12 protein-coding genes are annotated in these 13765 nt (G+C 57.6%); 7 read left to right on the top strand and 5 right to left on the bottom strand.

The features are described from left to right. Positions 1–285 precede the first annotated feature (285 nt). Complete coding sequence (locus B4968_RS14760) at positions 286–684, top strand: rhodanese-like domain-containing protein (protein ID WP_083100190.1); 399 nt, start codon at positions 286–288, stop codon at positions 682–684. A 108-nt stretch (positions 685–792) separates the two neighbouring features. Continuing rightward, positions 793–984 carry a hypothetical protein gene (locus B4968_RS14755; protein ID WP_083100188.1) on the top strand — a complete coding sequence of 64 codons (192 nt, stop codon included), beginning with the start codon at positions 793–795 and terminating at the stop codon, positions 982–984. 84 nt (positions 985–1068) lie between these two features. On the opposite strand, the gene B4968_RS14750 is transcribed toward B4968_RS14755, so the two are convergent. After that, positions 1069–1869, bottom strand: coding sequence for an alpha/beta fold hydrolase (locus B4968_RS14750; RefSeq protein WP_420916533.1), 801 nt, complete (start codon positions 1867–1869; stop codon positions 1069–1071). A gap of 140 nt (positions 1870–2009) precedes the next feature. Here B4968_RS14750 and B4968_RS14745 point away from each other — a divergent pair, with 140 nt between their 5' ends. After that, entirely contained in the window at positions 2010–2375 is a 366-nt protein-coding gene (locus B4968_RS14745) for a hypothetical protein (RefSeq protein WP_083100192.1), read from the top strand. A gap of 220 nt (positions 2376–2595) precedes the next feature. Here the strand turns inward: B4968_RS14745 and glyA are convergent, their stop codons facing one another. After that, the gene (gene glyA / locus B4968_RS14740; RefSeq protein WP_083100187.1) at positions 2596–3891 is read right to left on the bottom strand and encodes a serine hydroxymethyltransferase; all 1296 of its coding nucleotides are present in this window, start codon (positions 3889–3891) and stop codon (positions 2596–2598) included. Between the two features lie 192 nt (positions 3892–4083). On the opposite strand from glyA, the gene B4968_RS14730 reads away from it, so the two are divergent. Continuing rightward, positions 4084–4839 carry an NAD kinase gene (locus B4968_RS14730; RefSeq protein ID WP_083100183.1) on the top strand — a complete coding sequence of 252 codons (756 nt, stop codon included), beginning with the start codon at positions 4084–4086 and terminating at the stop codon, positions 4837–4839. Positions 4840–5193: 354 nt separating this feature from the next. Here the strand turns inward: B4968_RS14730 and B4968_RS14720 are convergent, their stop codons facing one another. After that, positions 5194–6624, bottom strand: a complete 1431-nt coding sequence (locus B4968_RS14720; RefSeq protein ID WP_083100179.1) for an amidase family protein — start codon at positions 6622–6624, stop codon at positions 5194–5196. 206 nt (positions 6625–6830) lie between these two features. Beyond that, complete coding sequence (prpE, locus tag B4968_RS14715) at positions 6831–8735, bottom strand: propionate-CoA ligase PrpE (RefSeq protein ID WP_083100177.1); 1905 nt, start codon at positions 8733–8735, stop codon at positions 6831–6833. 483 nt (positions 8736–9218) lie between these two features. On the opposite strand from prpE, the gene B4968_RS14710 reads away from it, so the two are divergent. Further along, positions 9219–9554 (top strand): hypothetical protein, encoded by a 336-nt coding sequence (locus B4968_RS14710; protein WP_083100175.1) that lies wholly within the window; start codon positions 9219–9221, stop codon positions 9552–9554. Positions 9555–9627: 73 nt separating this feature from the next. Here B4968_RS14710 and B4968_RS14705 read toward each other — a convergent pair whose 3' ends face one another. Beyond that, a complete protein-coding gene (locus tag B4968_RS14705) occupies positions 9628–10293 on the bottom strand; it encodes a L,D-transpeptidase (RefSeq protein WP_083100173.1) in 666 nt (221 codons plus the stop codon). 538 nt (positions 10294–10831) lie between these two features. Here B4968_RS14705 and B4968_RS14700 point away from each other — a divergent pair. Both B4968_RS14700 and B4968_RS14695 read left to right on the top strand, forming a co-directional pair. Continuing rightward, on the top strand, positions 10832–12526 hold the full coding sequence (locus B4968_RS14700; RefSeq protein WP_161492597.1) for an O-linked N-acetylglucosamine transferase, SPINDLY family protein: 1695 nt from the start codon (positions 10832–10834) through the stop codon (positions 12524–12526). A gap of 460 nt (positions 12527–12986) precedes the next feature. After that, positions 12987–13765 (top strand): HAMP domain-containing protein (locus B4968_RS14695; protein WP_139792855.1); only part of this gene is annotated, 779 nt, incomplete at its 3' end.

The following is a 13765-nucleotide window of genomic DNA, read 5'->3' as shown; positions in this document are numbered from 1 at the left end:
GTGGAGGTTCGAGTCCTCTCCTGGGCACCACATCTCCCTCATATCTTTCGGAAATTTCAGTGCGTTGGCTGGATATGCCTTTGCATTAGACGTTTCAGATATCCTACAGAGATTTTGCGTTGTCCCCAAAATGGGCCAAATTGTAGCTGGTGGGGAGCTCTCGTGGCTGTGTTCACAGTTAATGCGCGCCGAGGCTTCCCTTGTTGGCTGAACAGCGTCATCCTGATTGAAATTATACATGCCCGGTAGCAGCCACTGATTCCGGGCCGAGTTCAGGAGAGAGAGATGGCGATTTCTTTGCAAGACATGATGGCGGCGGCAAATGCGGCTGTTGCGCGGATCCCGGTTGAAAAGGCGCAGGCGTTGATAGCGGAGGGCGCACTTTTGCTGGATATTCGCGACGCTCCCGAGCTGGAACTGCAGGGCCGCGCCAGTGGTTCACACCATATTCCACGCGGCATGCTGGAGTTTCGCGCTGATCCGGCCAGTCCGTTCCATGATCCGGAACTCCGGATGGACCGGGTGATCGTGCTGCATTGCGCCAGTGGCGGGCGTGCTGCCCTGGCTGGCAAACTGCTAAAAGATATGGGCTTTGCCGAGGTCTATAATCTGGGCGGCTTTTCAGACTGGCAAGGGGCGGGCGCGCCGGTTGAAGAACCCGTCGACCTTGGCATGAGCGGGTAAGTCTTGGCATGAGTGCGTGAGGCAAAACTGATCCGGATCAAGGTGGGGCATCAGCCTCTGGGCTAGGACGTGAGACGAATTCAATGTTTCATATCCGGGGAGGCCCGCATGTTGCGCCTTGCATCTGTTCTTTATTCTCTCATCGGCAGCAGTCTGGCTGGCGTTGGCGTTATTGCCGTTCTGGTCGCAGGTTTTGTGTCCGTACCGGCCATTCTGGTTGCCGCGGCCCTTGGGGCTGTGCTTGGGGCGCCCGTTGCCTGGTTGGTGGCACGTCAGTTGTATCAGCGCCCCTCTGCCTAGAGGCGCGTGCCTTGTGGTGCTGTGCAGGCTGGCTGCCATCTTGAATGTGCGGCTTTTAAGGTACGGATGCGCAGCCGCCAGTGGTCAGGCGTTGAGGAAAGCGCGGGCGTTGGCCTCAAATTCCCGTGGCTTTTCTGCGTGCAACCAGTGGCCTGCTCCGGGGATCTTGGCAAACCGGGCCTTCGGAAAGCGCGCCAGAGTGATCTCCCGGTCCTCGCGGCGGACATAGTCCGACTCCCCGCCAGACAGAAACAGAACCGGTCCCTGCCACTGTGCCGTGGTCTGCGGGAAGGCCATAATGTCAGGCATGTGTCGCGCCAGTGTGTCCAGGTTGAGCCGCCAGCGCTTATTGGGGATGTCCAGCGACTGGGTAAAGAAGCTCTGCAAGGCAGGCTCTACCCCGGCGGCTGCCAATTGGGCTTCGACGTCGGATCGTCGCTCCACCGTGTCAAAATTGACCGCGCGCATGGCCTCGATGAACTGTATCTGGCTGTGGCTGTAGGACACGGGGGCAATATCCGCGACAATCAGACGATGCACCGCCTCTGGATGGTTCAGGGCCAGCATCATCGCCGTCTTGCCACCCATAGAGTGCCCAATCACATCCATCTGGCCGCCATGCGCGTCAATGACCTCTGCCAGATCCTCGGCCATTTCAGGGTAGCTGTGGCTTTGCGTCCAGGGGCTGTGACCATGGTTGCGCAGATCCACCGCGACCACCAGGCGCTCATCCGCAAGCCTTTTGGCAATAACGCCCCAATTGCGGGCTGATCCATAAAGGCCATGCGCGATCAGAAGAGGGGGTTTGTCGGTGGCGGTGCCATGTGTGATGTAGTTTAGCATAGGGCAGTGATAGCGCTGCGGGCCCAGGGGCACCAGACCCATTGAGGGCATAGGGGCTTCAGGCCCAATGAGGAGGCAACGCGGCGCCAGACCCATTGAGACAGCAGAGCGCTTGGGGTAAACTGTGGGCTCAACAATACGGGGACCGAAAATCCGGTCCTTGCAGAATGGAGCATGCCGATATGGCGCAAGACATCTTAGCCGATATCGACGAGCTGCAGGAGCTGTTAAAGACCAACGCGGGCGCCTCTGGCGATCTGGCCACGGCGCTGGGAAAAGCGAGACGCCAATTGCCGCGCCGTATCTACAAACAAGGGATGCGACTGGTGCAGGCTGTGCCGCTGCTGGAACACCCAAAGCTACGCCTTACCCTGGATGAAAAATCCCTCAAAGGGGCCGCGCGTGAGGTCAAAACGCATCTTGCGGCGATTGATGTTGCAGACCGGCGTTGGGGGCGTGTTCTCGAAGTGCTGGCGAGCATGGCGTTTTCCCTGCTTGCAGTCTTTGCCTTGCTCATTGCTGTTTTGCGTTGGCGTGGGTTTTTGTAAACACAGTTTTCTTGGCTGGTTGCTTGCTTTGCCCGGCCGCTTGCCCGGTCGACAGTCTGATCACTTGTCTGGTCGACTGGCTGTCCCGCTTGATATGGCGTGAGGCCTTTGGCCGTCGCACGAAGATTGAGAGCCGCCGCAGGAATGTCCTGCGGCGGCTCTCATTTGAGCAGTCAAATGCGTGTTGGAGGAGGGGCCGCCCAGTCGGCGGCCTCTCGCCTTAGAGGTTTGGATAGAGCGGGAAACGGCCGCACAGCGCCGAGACTTTGGCGCGGACGGCTTCTTCAACCGCGCCATTGCCCTCTTCACCATTGGCGGCCAGGCCATCAACCACTTCGACGATCAAACGGGCGATCTCGCGGAACTCATCCTCGCCAAAACCACGGGTGGTGCCCGCAGGGGTGCCGAGACGGATGCCAGAGGTGACCATGGGCTTTTCCGGGTCAAACGGGATGCCGTTTTTGTTGGTGGTGATTTTGGCGCGGCCCAGGGCCTTGTCGACGATATTGCCGGTGACGCCTTTGGGGCGCAGATCAACCAGCATGACATGGGTGTCGGTGCCACCGGTGACAATGTCGAGGCCACCCTTGATCAGCTCATCCGCCAGGGCAACTGCATTGGCGCGCACCTGTTTCTGGTAGGCTTTGAACTCGGGGCGCAGCGCTTCACCAAAGGCCACCGCCTTGGCGGCGATCACATGCATCAGGGGGCCGCCCTGAATGCCGGGGAAGATGGCTGAGTTGACCTTTTTGGCGATGGCTTCATCGTTGGTCAGGATCATGCCGCCGCGTGGTCCACGCAGGGTTTTGTGGGTCGTTGTGGTGGCCACATGCGCATGTGGAAAGGGCGAGGGGTGCTCTCCGGCGGCAACCAGGCCAGCAAAGTGGGCCATATCGACAAGCAGGTATGCGCCAACAGAATCAGCGATTTCGCGGAATTTTGCAAAGTCGATCTGACGCGGAATGGCCGAGCCACCAGCAATGATCAGTTTGGGCTGGTACTCGGTCGCAAGCGCCTGCACCTGATCATAGTCGATGCGGTTGTCATCTTTGCGCACACCATAGTGAATGGCGTTGAACCATTTGCCCGACTGGTTGGGGCGCGCGCCGTGGGTCAGGTGACCACCAGCAGAAAGGTCCATACCCAGAATGGTGTCGCCGGGCTGGATCAGGGCCTGGAACACGCCCTGGTTGGCCTGGCTGCCAGAGTTGGGCTGCACATTGGCAAAATCACAGCCAAACAGCTGTTTGGCGCGGTCGATGGCGAGGTTTTCGGCCACATCGACATGCTGGCAGCCACCATAGTAGCGACGGCCCGGGTAGCCTTCGGCATATTTGTTGGTGAGAACAGAGCCCTGGGCTTCCATCACGGCGGCAGAAACGATGTTTTCAGACGCAATCAGCTCAATCTCGTCGCGCTGGCGGTGCAGCTCGTCGGTCATGGCGCCAAAAAGTTCGGGGTCGCGTTCAGCCAGAGTCTGGGTGAAAAAACCGGGGTCACGGGTGGTCACAGACATGGTGGCTCCGTTAGTATTGGAAGTGGAGGTTACGAAAGGCGGATCTGAGGAATTTCCTATCGGAAACTTCACAGGTCTTAAAGCCTGTAAAGCGGCAATCATCTGCGATAGAGCGGCAAGTCTGGTCTTTATGTGTCAGCTGTGCTTGTTTCGGAACGAAATGGCTCAGACTGGAAACAGGGTTTACGCACTATGAGAATCGCCTTTACGGCCAGTGACGCCCCGGTGGCGCAGCTGGCCTATGATGCCCTGGTGACGCTGCACGGCAATGTCGGCGTGCTAGAGGCCGATGTGATCGTAGCCCTTGGCGGCGATGGTTTTATGCTCAAGACGCTGCATGAAACGGTGGACCTTGCAGCGCCTGTTTATGGGATGAACCGCGGCACTGTCGGTTTCTTGATGAATGAGTACCATGAAGACGGGCTGATTGCCCGGCTGGAGGCGGCGGAAGAAGAGATCATCAATCCGCTGTCGATGACTGCCATGGATCGCGAAGGGGCGCGGCACAAGGCGCTTGCCATCAACGAGGTGTCCCTGTTGCGGGCAGGGCCTCAGGCGGCGCGTCTCAAGATTTCGGTCGATGGGCGTCAACGCCTGGCAGAGCTGGTCTGCGATGGGGCCTTGGTGTCGACGCCTGCGGGCTCAACCGCCTATAACTATTCGGCGCATGGCCCGACCCTGCCGATTGGATCTGACGTTTTGGCCCTGACCGCAATTGCTGCGTTTCGGCCCCGCCGCTGGCAAGGTGCCTTGCTGCCCAGCAGCGCCAAGGTGCGGTTTGATGTGCTCGAGGCCGAGAAGCGGCCGGTGATGGCTGAAGCGGATTCAATTTCCTGCCCTGACATCCAGTGGGTCGAAATTCAGACCGAGCCAAGCATCCGCCACAGGGTTTTGTTTGATCCGGGGCATGGGCTGGAAGCGCGTTTGATTTCAGAACAGTTCACCTGAAATCCGCCTTGATTTGCCGCCTCAAAAACCCTCTGAAATAGTCGGGTATTAACTTTTTAGTTACTTCTTAAACATCTGAGTTGAAAAGATTTGTTTTGGCGCAATCCGAGGTGCGTATTGCGATCACGTTTTTGTGAGGGGGGCTGGCGTTCCGGTCTCGGCGTGATGCACTGTGGAGGCAAGACATCTCCGGATTTTGTGCATTTTGTTCGCCCCTGGAGATGTCCTTGTAGTGCGAGACACTTTTTGCCATTTGACGAAAGCCTCGCAACGGTGAACGAGTTTTCATGGTAAGAAAGGGGCCGGGAGTGGAGCAATCCATCTCTCGGCTTCCTTTCTTGCTACTCGTTTTTCCTAGGCCATCAAATCCCACAGGTGCGGGCTGAACCGCCCGACACGCTGCTCGATTGCAATGCAGGCATCTACGGCCATGTCCTCGCGCCAATGCCGGGCGACGATTTGCACATTGATAGGCTGTGGCCCCGTCGGCAGCGGCGCCAGACGGGCGGGCACGCAGCCCGCGGGCAGGCCAAGGAAATTCATGGCATAGGAATAGACCGCGCAGCCCAGCACCTCATGCACGCCCTCTGCACCTTCGGTGTCGCGATCCGGCTTGAAAAACGGTTGCGGCAAAAACGGTGTGAGAACCAGCGGGTACTGTTGCATGAACAGGGCCCATTCCCGGGCATAATGCGTCCGTTTGGCCATCATCTGCAAAAGCTCGACGCCACTGAAGGGTGGGAACTCCTGAAAATAGACCTCAAAGATCTTGCGCACGGTGTCAGAGCCCGCAGCGTCCACATCCTGCTTCATCATGGCATAGACTTCGCCCATAAGCGCGCGATAGCCGGTGCGTCCGGCGTCAAAGACATTGGGGGGCTCGACCTCTTCGACCACATAGCCGGCGTCAACCATGGCGTCGCGGGCGGTTTCAAGGGCGAGGTTGACCTCGGGGTGCAGATCATAGCCATGGGTGTTGCGGGTAAAGGCGACCTTGATCGGTCCTTGCAGGTCTTCACCGCGACAGGGCAGGGGGGCGTGAAAGGGGTCACGACAGTCCGGCGCAATCAGCGAGGGCATCGCCAGATGCAGGTCCGCCGCTGAGCGGGTGATCAGCCCCTGGACCGACATCGCCTGCGCCAGCATGCCACGTTCTGCCTTTTGGCTGGGGTTCCAGGCAGGCACGCGGCTAAGGCCGGGTTTGACGGTCACAGCGCCGTTGGCGGCAGCCGGAAACCGGAGGGATCCGCCAATGTCGTTGCCATGCGCCAGCGCACCGATCCCGGCCATGACGGCAGATCCTGCCCCCCCCGAGGAGCCTCCCGGCGAGATATGGCGGCCCCAGGGATTATGCGTGCGGCCAAACAGCGGATTATCGGTATCGGCGCGAAAAGAGAACTCGGGCGTATTGGTCCGGCCAATCACCACCGCGCCGGCCTTTTCAAGATTGGCAACCACCGGTGCGTCACCCGGCGCAATCAGGTCTTTTAGCGCGGTGGCCCCGTTGGAGGTGGCGTGGCCCTGTTGATCGACGTTGATCTTGATTGTGACGGGCACCCCGTGCAGCGGCCCCGGTGCTGCGCCGCCGGTGCGGGCTTTGTCCAGATCGCGGGCGCGAGATTGCGCCTCGGCGCTCAGGTCTTCGACCACTGCGTTCAGGGCGGGGTTCACGGCCTGCATCCGATCAATCGAGGCCTGCACTGCTGTTTCAGCAGAAAGCGCACCGGATCGCGTCAGGTCAGACAACTCAGAGGCGCTCAGGCGCCAAATATCATGTGTGTTCATTGTGCTCTTCTCCTGGCAGGCAGGGTAGAGCGGCAAGGGAGGGTTGCAAGCAAAACCGGGTGTCACACTGGGCCAGCCCAAAAAGTTTTATAGCTGCAGCATCATCCCTAGGCAATTCGTGCGGCATGCGGCCGGGAAGCGAGTATGCCCCCGGCCGATAGCCTGTTTTGTCAGCGCTTTGACCAGTCCTTTGACCAGTGCTTTGGTCAGGCCTCTGATCTGGCCTTGGCAAAGCCGAGGCTTTGCAGCGCCACTGTGATCTCGTCCAGAATCGCCGGGTCATCAATGGTTGCGGGCATTTTCCAGGGCGTGCCGTCAGCGATATTCACCATGGTTGCGCGCAGGATCTTGCCCGAGCGCGTCTTGGGCAGACGATCCACCACCACCGCCAGTTTAAAGGCCGCAACCGGTCCGATCTTTTCGCGCACCAGCTTGACCACTTCGCGCGTGATCTCTTCGGGCGCGCGATCCACGCCCGCATTGAGGCACAAAAAGCCCAGCGGCGCCTGACCCTTGAGCTGGTCTGCGACACCAATCACTGCGCATTCCGCCACATCCGGGTGCGCCGCCAGCACTTCTTCCATACCGCCGGTGGACAGGCGGTGGCCGGCGACATTGATCACGTCATCGGTCCGCGCCATTATGTAGAGATAGCCATCCTCATCCTTCATGCCCGCGTCCCCAGTCTCGTCGTAGCCGGGAAAGGTGGTGAGATAGCTTTTCTTAAATCGCTCTTCGGCGTTCCACAGGTTGGGCAGGGTGCCCGGTGGCAGCGGCAGCTTGATGGCGATGGCGCCCAGCTCTCCGGCCGCGACGGGGTGGCCGCCTTCATCCAGGATCTCGACCTCATAGCCGGGCATTGGCACGGCCGGTGAGCCCAGTTTTGTTGGCAGCTCTTCGATGCCCAATGGGTTGGCAGCAATCGCCCAGCCGGTCTCGGTTTGCCACCAGTGGTCTACGACCGGCACTTGCAGTTTCTCCTGAGCCCAGAGGATGGTATCGGGGTCGGCGCGCTCGCCCGCCAGATAGACCTGCCCGAGGCAGCTGAGGTCGTATTTGCCAACAAGCACGCCTTTTGGGTCTTCGCGTTTGACGGCGCGAAAGGCTGTAGGTGCTGTGAAAAAGCTCTTTACCTTATGTTCGGAAATGACCCGCCAGAAGGTGCCCGCATCCGGGGTGCCAATTGGTTTGCCTTCAAACACGATGGTGGTGTTGCCATGGATCAGGGGCGCATAGCAGATATAGCTGTGGCCAACGACCCAGCCCACGTCTGATGCCGCCCAGAACACATCCCCGGGATCGACGTTGTAGACGTTTTTCATCGTCCAGTTCAGCGCCACCAGCTGCCCGGCGGTATGGCGGAACACACCCTTTGGCTGCCCTGTGGTGCCAGATGTATAGAGAATATAAGAGGGGTGATTGCCCTCGACGGGCACACAGTCAGCGGGCTGAACGCCGTATTGGAAGCCATGCCAGTTGACATCGCGCCCCTCAATAAGGTCGGCCACTTCCTGTTCTCGCTGCAGGATCACACAAAAGTCGGGCTTGTGCTCGGCCAGATCAATAGCGCCGTCGAGAAGCGGCTTGTAATGCACAACGCGGCCCGGCTCCAAGCCGCCGGAGGCGGCGATAATGGCTTTGGGGGTGGCGTCATCAATCCGCACCGCCAGCTCATTGGCTGCAAAGCCGCCAAAGACCACCGAATGCACCGCGCCAATCCGCGCACAGGCCAGCATGGCCTCTAGTGCCTCAGGAATCATTGGCATGTAGATGATGACGCGATCGCCTTTCTCGATGCCCTTGGCCCGCAGGGCACCGGCCAGATTGGCAACCCGGTTGCGCAGCTCGACATAAGAGATTTCCCGTTTGGTATGGGTGATCGGGCTGTCATAGATGATGGCCGTCTGCTCCCCGCGTCCGGCTTCCACATGACGGTCGACCGCATTGTAGCAGGTGTTGACCTTGGCGTCGGCGAACCACTCATAGAGGCCTTCGCCTTTGTCGGTCAGCGCCTTGGACGGGGCCTCTACCCAGTCGATTGCCTCTGCCGCCTGCATCCAAAAGGCTTCGGGGTCAGCTTTCCACTTGGCATAGATCTCTGTGTAAGACATCGGCGTCCTCCTCGCTTTTGTTTAGCAAAGAATTACGCGCAAGCCAGCTGCCGGAGCAAGCCGTCATCGGAACGCCGCGTCACAGGGACGCAATAGAATTGCAATTTGTGTCCAAATCGGCCAGCAGGTTTTTGCAAATCAGTTGTTTTTGAAGAGTTTCCCGCAACTGTCGCAAGGTTTAGCAAACTTGCAAGTCAGCGGTCTGGCTTCTGACTCGCGGCCGCCCCCAATGCCTGTCCCCTCCATGGCCTGTCCCAATGCCCGCCCCCAAGGCCCGCCACGATTGCGTGCTCTGGATCCAGGGCTGACTGTCGCGCGACATTTGCAGCTGCTGTGTATTGCTATCCAGTTTCTCATGACCCTGAGAGTCCACACTGGAGTGGCAGCATGACTTGCCCCATGCGGGTTGCGCCATAAAGCCATTGTACATTTGCAAGAGAATACTTTAATCGACAGATAGAAAATCTTGGGAGAAATCTTTAGATGAAGGCTTGGGTTTTGATCGTAGGATGCGCCCCTTTGCTGGCCGCCGCCTGCACCGATGTGCATAGCACCAGCAGCGGCGCAACTGAGGGCTTTTACAAGGAATTACCCGAGGGCGTTCGTGCAATTGCCGCGACAAACCAAGATTTGACGGCTGTTCGGATAGACCCGGCAGATGGATGTTATGTTTACCGCTATGTCGGCCCCGTTGAAACGACTTTCCTGCCGCTGCGCACAACAAACGGCAGCCCGATATGCAGCCGTGCAGCAGATGCCCCGGTCGCAGATACCCCGGTCGCAGATTCACCGGTTGGAGGCTCACCAGTCACAGGTTGATCATCTGACGCTCTGTTTGACCATCTGACGCGCTGTGGATTTTCGCGGCAGCCAGGGCGCAAGCCTATTGGCGCTAGCTTTTCGCAGATATCATGTTTTCAGGCGGATACAGCTTTGCAGTAGCTCCGGTGTTTACGTGTTCATACAAATCATTGATATGCGGCATAATCATCCGCACACAGCCAGAGCTGGCTCTGCCACCAATTGATTTTGGGCTGGGTGAGCCGTGAATGCGCAAATAGGTGTCGCGATTTCCGGTGAAAAGGTAAAAAGCCCGAGACCCGAGCGGATTTGACGGCCCCGCATTCATCCCGCCTGCATGTTGCTTATAGAGATGGGGATCGCGTTTTATCATCGCGGCCGTTGGTGTCCAGGTTGGCCACTTTGCCTTTCGCTTTATTGAATAGGTGCCAGGCTCGTAAAGATTCCCCCGCGCAATGGCGACGCCGTATCGCATGGCAGTGCCATCGTCACGGATGTGATACAGGTAGCGCGCCACGGCATCGACATGGATGTCTCCCGGCGTCAGGCCTGCGTTTGCCTCGACGATACGGGGTAGAAACCGCGCGCCAACGCCCCAGGGGTTAGATGTGCTGGGGTCATAATTCGCGGGTGTTACCTGCGCATCCCATGCTGACCATTTTGACCTGTCAGTTGTTGCTGCCGTCGCCGAAGAAACCGCAAACGGCGCTGAAAATAACGCGGCCGAAGAGATGATGAAGTGACGTTTTGTCAACATGGGGTCAGGCTCCTTATTCTTCTTTCGACTTAGCAAGGTCGAGGCAAAATGTAACGCCCTGCTTGTCTTGGGGCCGGTCACATACCTGTGTAGCGCCTCAAAGGTGCATTGTAATCGCCGTGTGCTAAAAATATTTGCCAGACAAATAATTGCTCGACAAGCCGTTGCCAAAGCCCCTGTCAAAGCCGTTAGCACCCTTGGCGCATTCTCTGGTTCCTTAACCCCAAGGGGGGACCACGGCAAAAGGAGAGGTGCATGGCAGGCCATAGCAATGCAGAGACGGCGCATTGCCTCCAATACAGCAGAAATTTAAATTGGTTTTCAGTCAAATCCCGAAAGGGTTTGTTAGGGTGACTATCCTAGGCTGAGAAAAATTTTTCGATGATCTCTTTGAGGGGCCTGTCTTTGTTTGGTCGGGCGCACGCAAACGGGGTTTCCATAGCGAGGGTTTATCATGGTTGGTCACAGCTTTTTGGAAAAATCTGCTTCCGGTCAAAAAGATCTGGATCAAGCGGCAAATGCGGGGTGCACTACTGTGATGAATGATCCGGGCAGCTATACCGAAGAAGCTTCAAGGCAGATTGTTCTGAATGACCTGGAAAAGGCAAAATCGATCATTCAGGACGGTCTGAGTGAATTTCCGAAAGATGCTACTCTCTACCGATTTTTGGGGGAAATCTACGTCCAGTTAGGGGATTCCAACCAAGCGCTTCTGACTTTGGTTGAGGCCATGAAGCTCAACCCTGGCGACAGCCAGATTCTGGGCGCGGTGGGAAAGCTGCTGCTGACGATGGGGCGCGCGGCGGATGCCAAGGCCTTTTTCCAGACGGCTTATCAACAAAACAAACAGGAAGTCTCGACCGCGTATCACTGGATGCATGCCTGCCAAGGCGAGAGCGATTGGTCGTTTTACCCGGAGCTGCAGAATATTCTGCGTTTGGGCGACAAGACTGCGCAAAACGTCGAGCCGTTTACTCTGCTCAGTGTTGTCGACAATCCGGCGCTGCTGAAGATGCGCGTCGAGATGCGCTGCCGCATCATTATGAATCAATGTAGGGAGCAACTCAAACAGTTGCCAAAACTCCTCCGGGACAAGGCCGAAGGACGGCGGATCAAGGTCGGTTATTTTTCAAATGACTTCTTTCGTGGTCATGCGACCATGATGCTTCTGGGCAATTTTTTTGAACTGCACGACAAGGACCGGTTCGAAATCTACATTTATGATTTTGCAGCAGAGCGTGAAGATGTTGTCCTGCAGGGGGTCCAGAAAGCTGCGGATCACTATGTAAACGTTAAAGCTCTGAGCGATTTCGAATTGGCTGAGCGCGCTCGTCAGGATGGGATCGACATTGCCATCGACCTGAAGGGCTTTACCCGTGGTGGCAGATTGGCGAGCTTTGCCTATCGCTGCGCGCCTGTTCAGGTGGCCTTTCTTGGGTTTCCCGGGCCCACGGGTTTGCCGACAATGGACTACATGATTGGTGATCCCATCACGATCCCAGCAGCAATGCGCAAGAATTATTCTGAAAAAATCATGTATATGCCAAATTGTTATCAGCCCAATGACCGCTGGCGTCTACGGCCTGAAAAGACCACCCGCGCTGAGGTGGGGCTGCCAGAGGGCAAGTTTGTTTTTTGCAGTCTGAACAACCCCAACAAGATCACTCCGGGAGATTTCGACGTCTGGATGCCCTTGTTGAAAGAGGTGCCTGACAGCGTCCTTTGGTTGCTGGCTCCGCGTGAAGAGGTAAAAAAGAACCTGGTTAAAGAAGCGACAGCGCGCGGCGTTGCTGCAGATCGTCTCTTCTTTGCCGAGCGGGTTTCGCCAAAAGAACATTTCGCCCGTCTGGAACACGGCGATCTGTTTTTGGATGCTTTCAACTGTAATGCGCATACCACGGCCAGCGAAACAGTTTGGGCGGGCCTGCCAATTTTGACCAACGCTGGCAAACACTTTGCCGCGCGGGTTTGTTCCTCCATCGTCTCCGCAATTGGCTGTCCTGAGCTCTCTGTGGATACGGTCGAAGAGTATCGGGCCATGGCTCTGAAACTTGCGACCGATCCCGCAGCCCTGGCCGAGATACGTCAGAAACTGCAAGACAACCTCATGACCACGCCGCTCTATGATTCAGAGCAATATGTGCGCGACTTTGAAGCGCTGATGGAAATGGCGATTGCGCGGTATGATGCAGGCGACAAACCAAAACATATGATGCTGAAGCCGCAAGCCTAAGTCCGCGGCATCACTGGAAGGCACGAGGGCTCTGATGTGAAATTCAGAGCCTTTGTTTCTGGGGCGGCAACGAGATTTGCGGCCCATGCTTTGTGGCAGACGCTGTACGGCCTCCCCAGTGCGGCACTCCTCAGTGCGACCTCCCCGGTGTGACCGCGCCAGTGTGACCGCGCCAGTGCGACCGCGCCAGTGCGACCAATGGGCAGAGGAAATTGGCCTGCCAGCCGAGGGCCTGCCAGCCGAGGGCCAGTCAGTCGAGAGCCTGTCAGCCCTTCGGGGCTATAACAGCTATCACAAAAGCAGCCTTTAGCCGCCACATATGCCAGCGATTGCGGCCTTCAATACAGAGCATCAGTAACCGAACCTTCATGTGCAGCCAGTAGAGTTATCGGCAACGAGGCGCTCAGGATTCTCATGTCTCCTCTGCGTCGAATCTCTCCTTTTTTGGTTGGTACTCAACATGAATCGTTTCTCGCTCCGCACCCAGGTTTTCATGCTTGTTGGTGCCTTTGTTGCAATGCTGGCGGCTATTGCCGCAACATCCTGGTTTGTGAATGCCCGCCTGACGGACAGCATTTATCATTCACGCGAGGTGGTTGCACAGCTCAAGAGCCTGGATGATATCAAGGAAGATATTGAACAGGGCTTGGCGGACCTTCTGGCATATACCGGCGGAGAAGACGAAGGGCTGGCGCGGTTCCGTGGCAACATAGAAGAGGTCGCAACCGAGATTGGCAAGGCCGAGGCGCTGTTTCTAAAAGGCAAGATCGAAAACGCCCGTGATCCGGCCGTGTTTGACACGGTCACGGGATTGATGCCCACCGTTGACGGGTTCGATGCGATGTCAAAGCAATTGGAACAAGCGGCCTTCGAGGACCGCCGTGATATGGCATATACCACCGTTTTGCCGGCGATCTCGCATCTGCGCAGCACCATTGACGGGTTGCAGGACGCAGTTGGTGGCAAGAAAAAGATTGTTGAGGATCAGATCAGTGCCCAGGTGTTGGGCAGTCGTGCGATCCAGTTGGCCTCCACCACTATTGCCATGGTCAGCGCTCTTGTGATGGCGCTGATTTTTGGCAATTTGCTGAGCCGCCCGGTGGTCGAAGCAGCCCGTGCGGTCAATCGATTGGTTGGCCAAGATTACGACAGTGCCATTGAGGGCACCGGGCGCGGCGATGAGGTCGGAGAGATTTCACGAAACCTCGCCAGCCTGCGGGACCGTTTGTCAGAATCGCG

It is taken from the genome of Pseudophaeobacter leonis, assembly GCF_002087335.1.
Lineage (GTDB): Bacteria > Pseudomonadota > Alphaproteobacteria > Rhodobacterales > Rhodobacteraceae > Pseudophaeobacter > Pseudophaeobacter leonis.
This window is presented reverse-complemented; position numbering and strand designations above follow the sequence as displayed.

Coding starts and splice junctions, on each gene's coding strand:
- B4968_RS14755 (WP_083100188.1), top strand. CDS start 793: ATGTTGCGCCTTGCATCTGTTCTTTATTCTCTCATCGGCAGCAGTCTG.
- B4968_RS14730 (WP_083100183.1), top strand. CDS start 4,084: ATGAGAATCGCCTTTACGGCCAGTGACGCCCCGGTGGCGCAGCTGGCC.
- glyA (WP_083100187.1), bottom strand. CDS start 3,891: ATGTCTGTGACCACCCGTGACCCCGGTTTTTTCACCCAGACTCTGGCT.
- B4968_RS14760 (WP_083100190.1), top strand. CDS start 286: ATGGCGATTTCTTTGCAAGACATGATGGCGGCGGCAAATGCGGCTGTT.
- B4968_RS14710 (WP_083100175.1), top strand. CDS start 9,219: ATGAAGGCTTGGGTTTTGATCGTAGGATGCGCCCCTTTGCTGGCCGCC.
- B4968_RS14700 (WP_161492597.1), top strand. CDS start 10,832: ATGAATGATCCGGGCAGCTATACCGAAGAAGCTTCAAGGCAGATTGTT.
- B4968_RS14750 (WP_420916533.1), bottom strand. CDS start 1,869: ATGGGTCTGGTGCCCCTGGGCCCGCAGCGCTATCACTGCCCTATGCTA.
- B4968_RS14720 (WP_083100179.1), bottom strand. CDS start 6,624: ATGAACACACATGATATTTGGCGCCTGAGCGCCTCTGAGTTGTCTGAC.
- B4968_RS14705 (WP_083100173.1), bottom strand. CDS start 10,293: ATGTTGACAAAACGTCACTTCATCATCTCTTCGGCCGCGTTATTTTCA.
- B4968_RS14745 (WP_083100192.1), top strand. CDS start 2,010: ATGGCGCAAGACATCTTAGCCGATATCGACGAGCTGCAGGAGCTGTTA.
- prpE (WP_083100177.1), bottom strand. CDS start 8,735: ATGTCTTACACAGAGATCTATGCCAAGTGGAAAGCTGACCCCGAAGCC.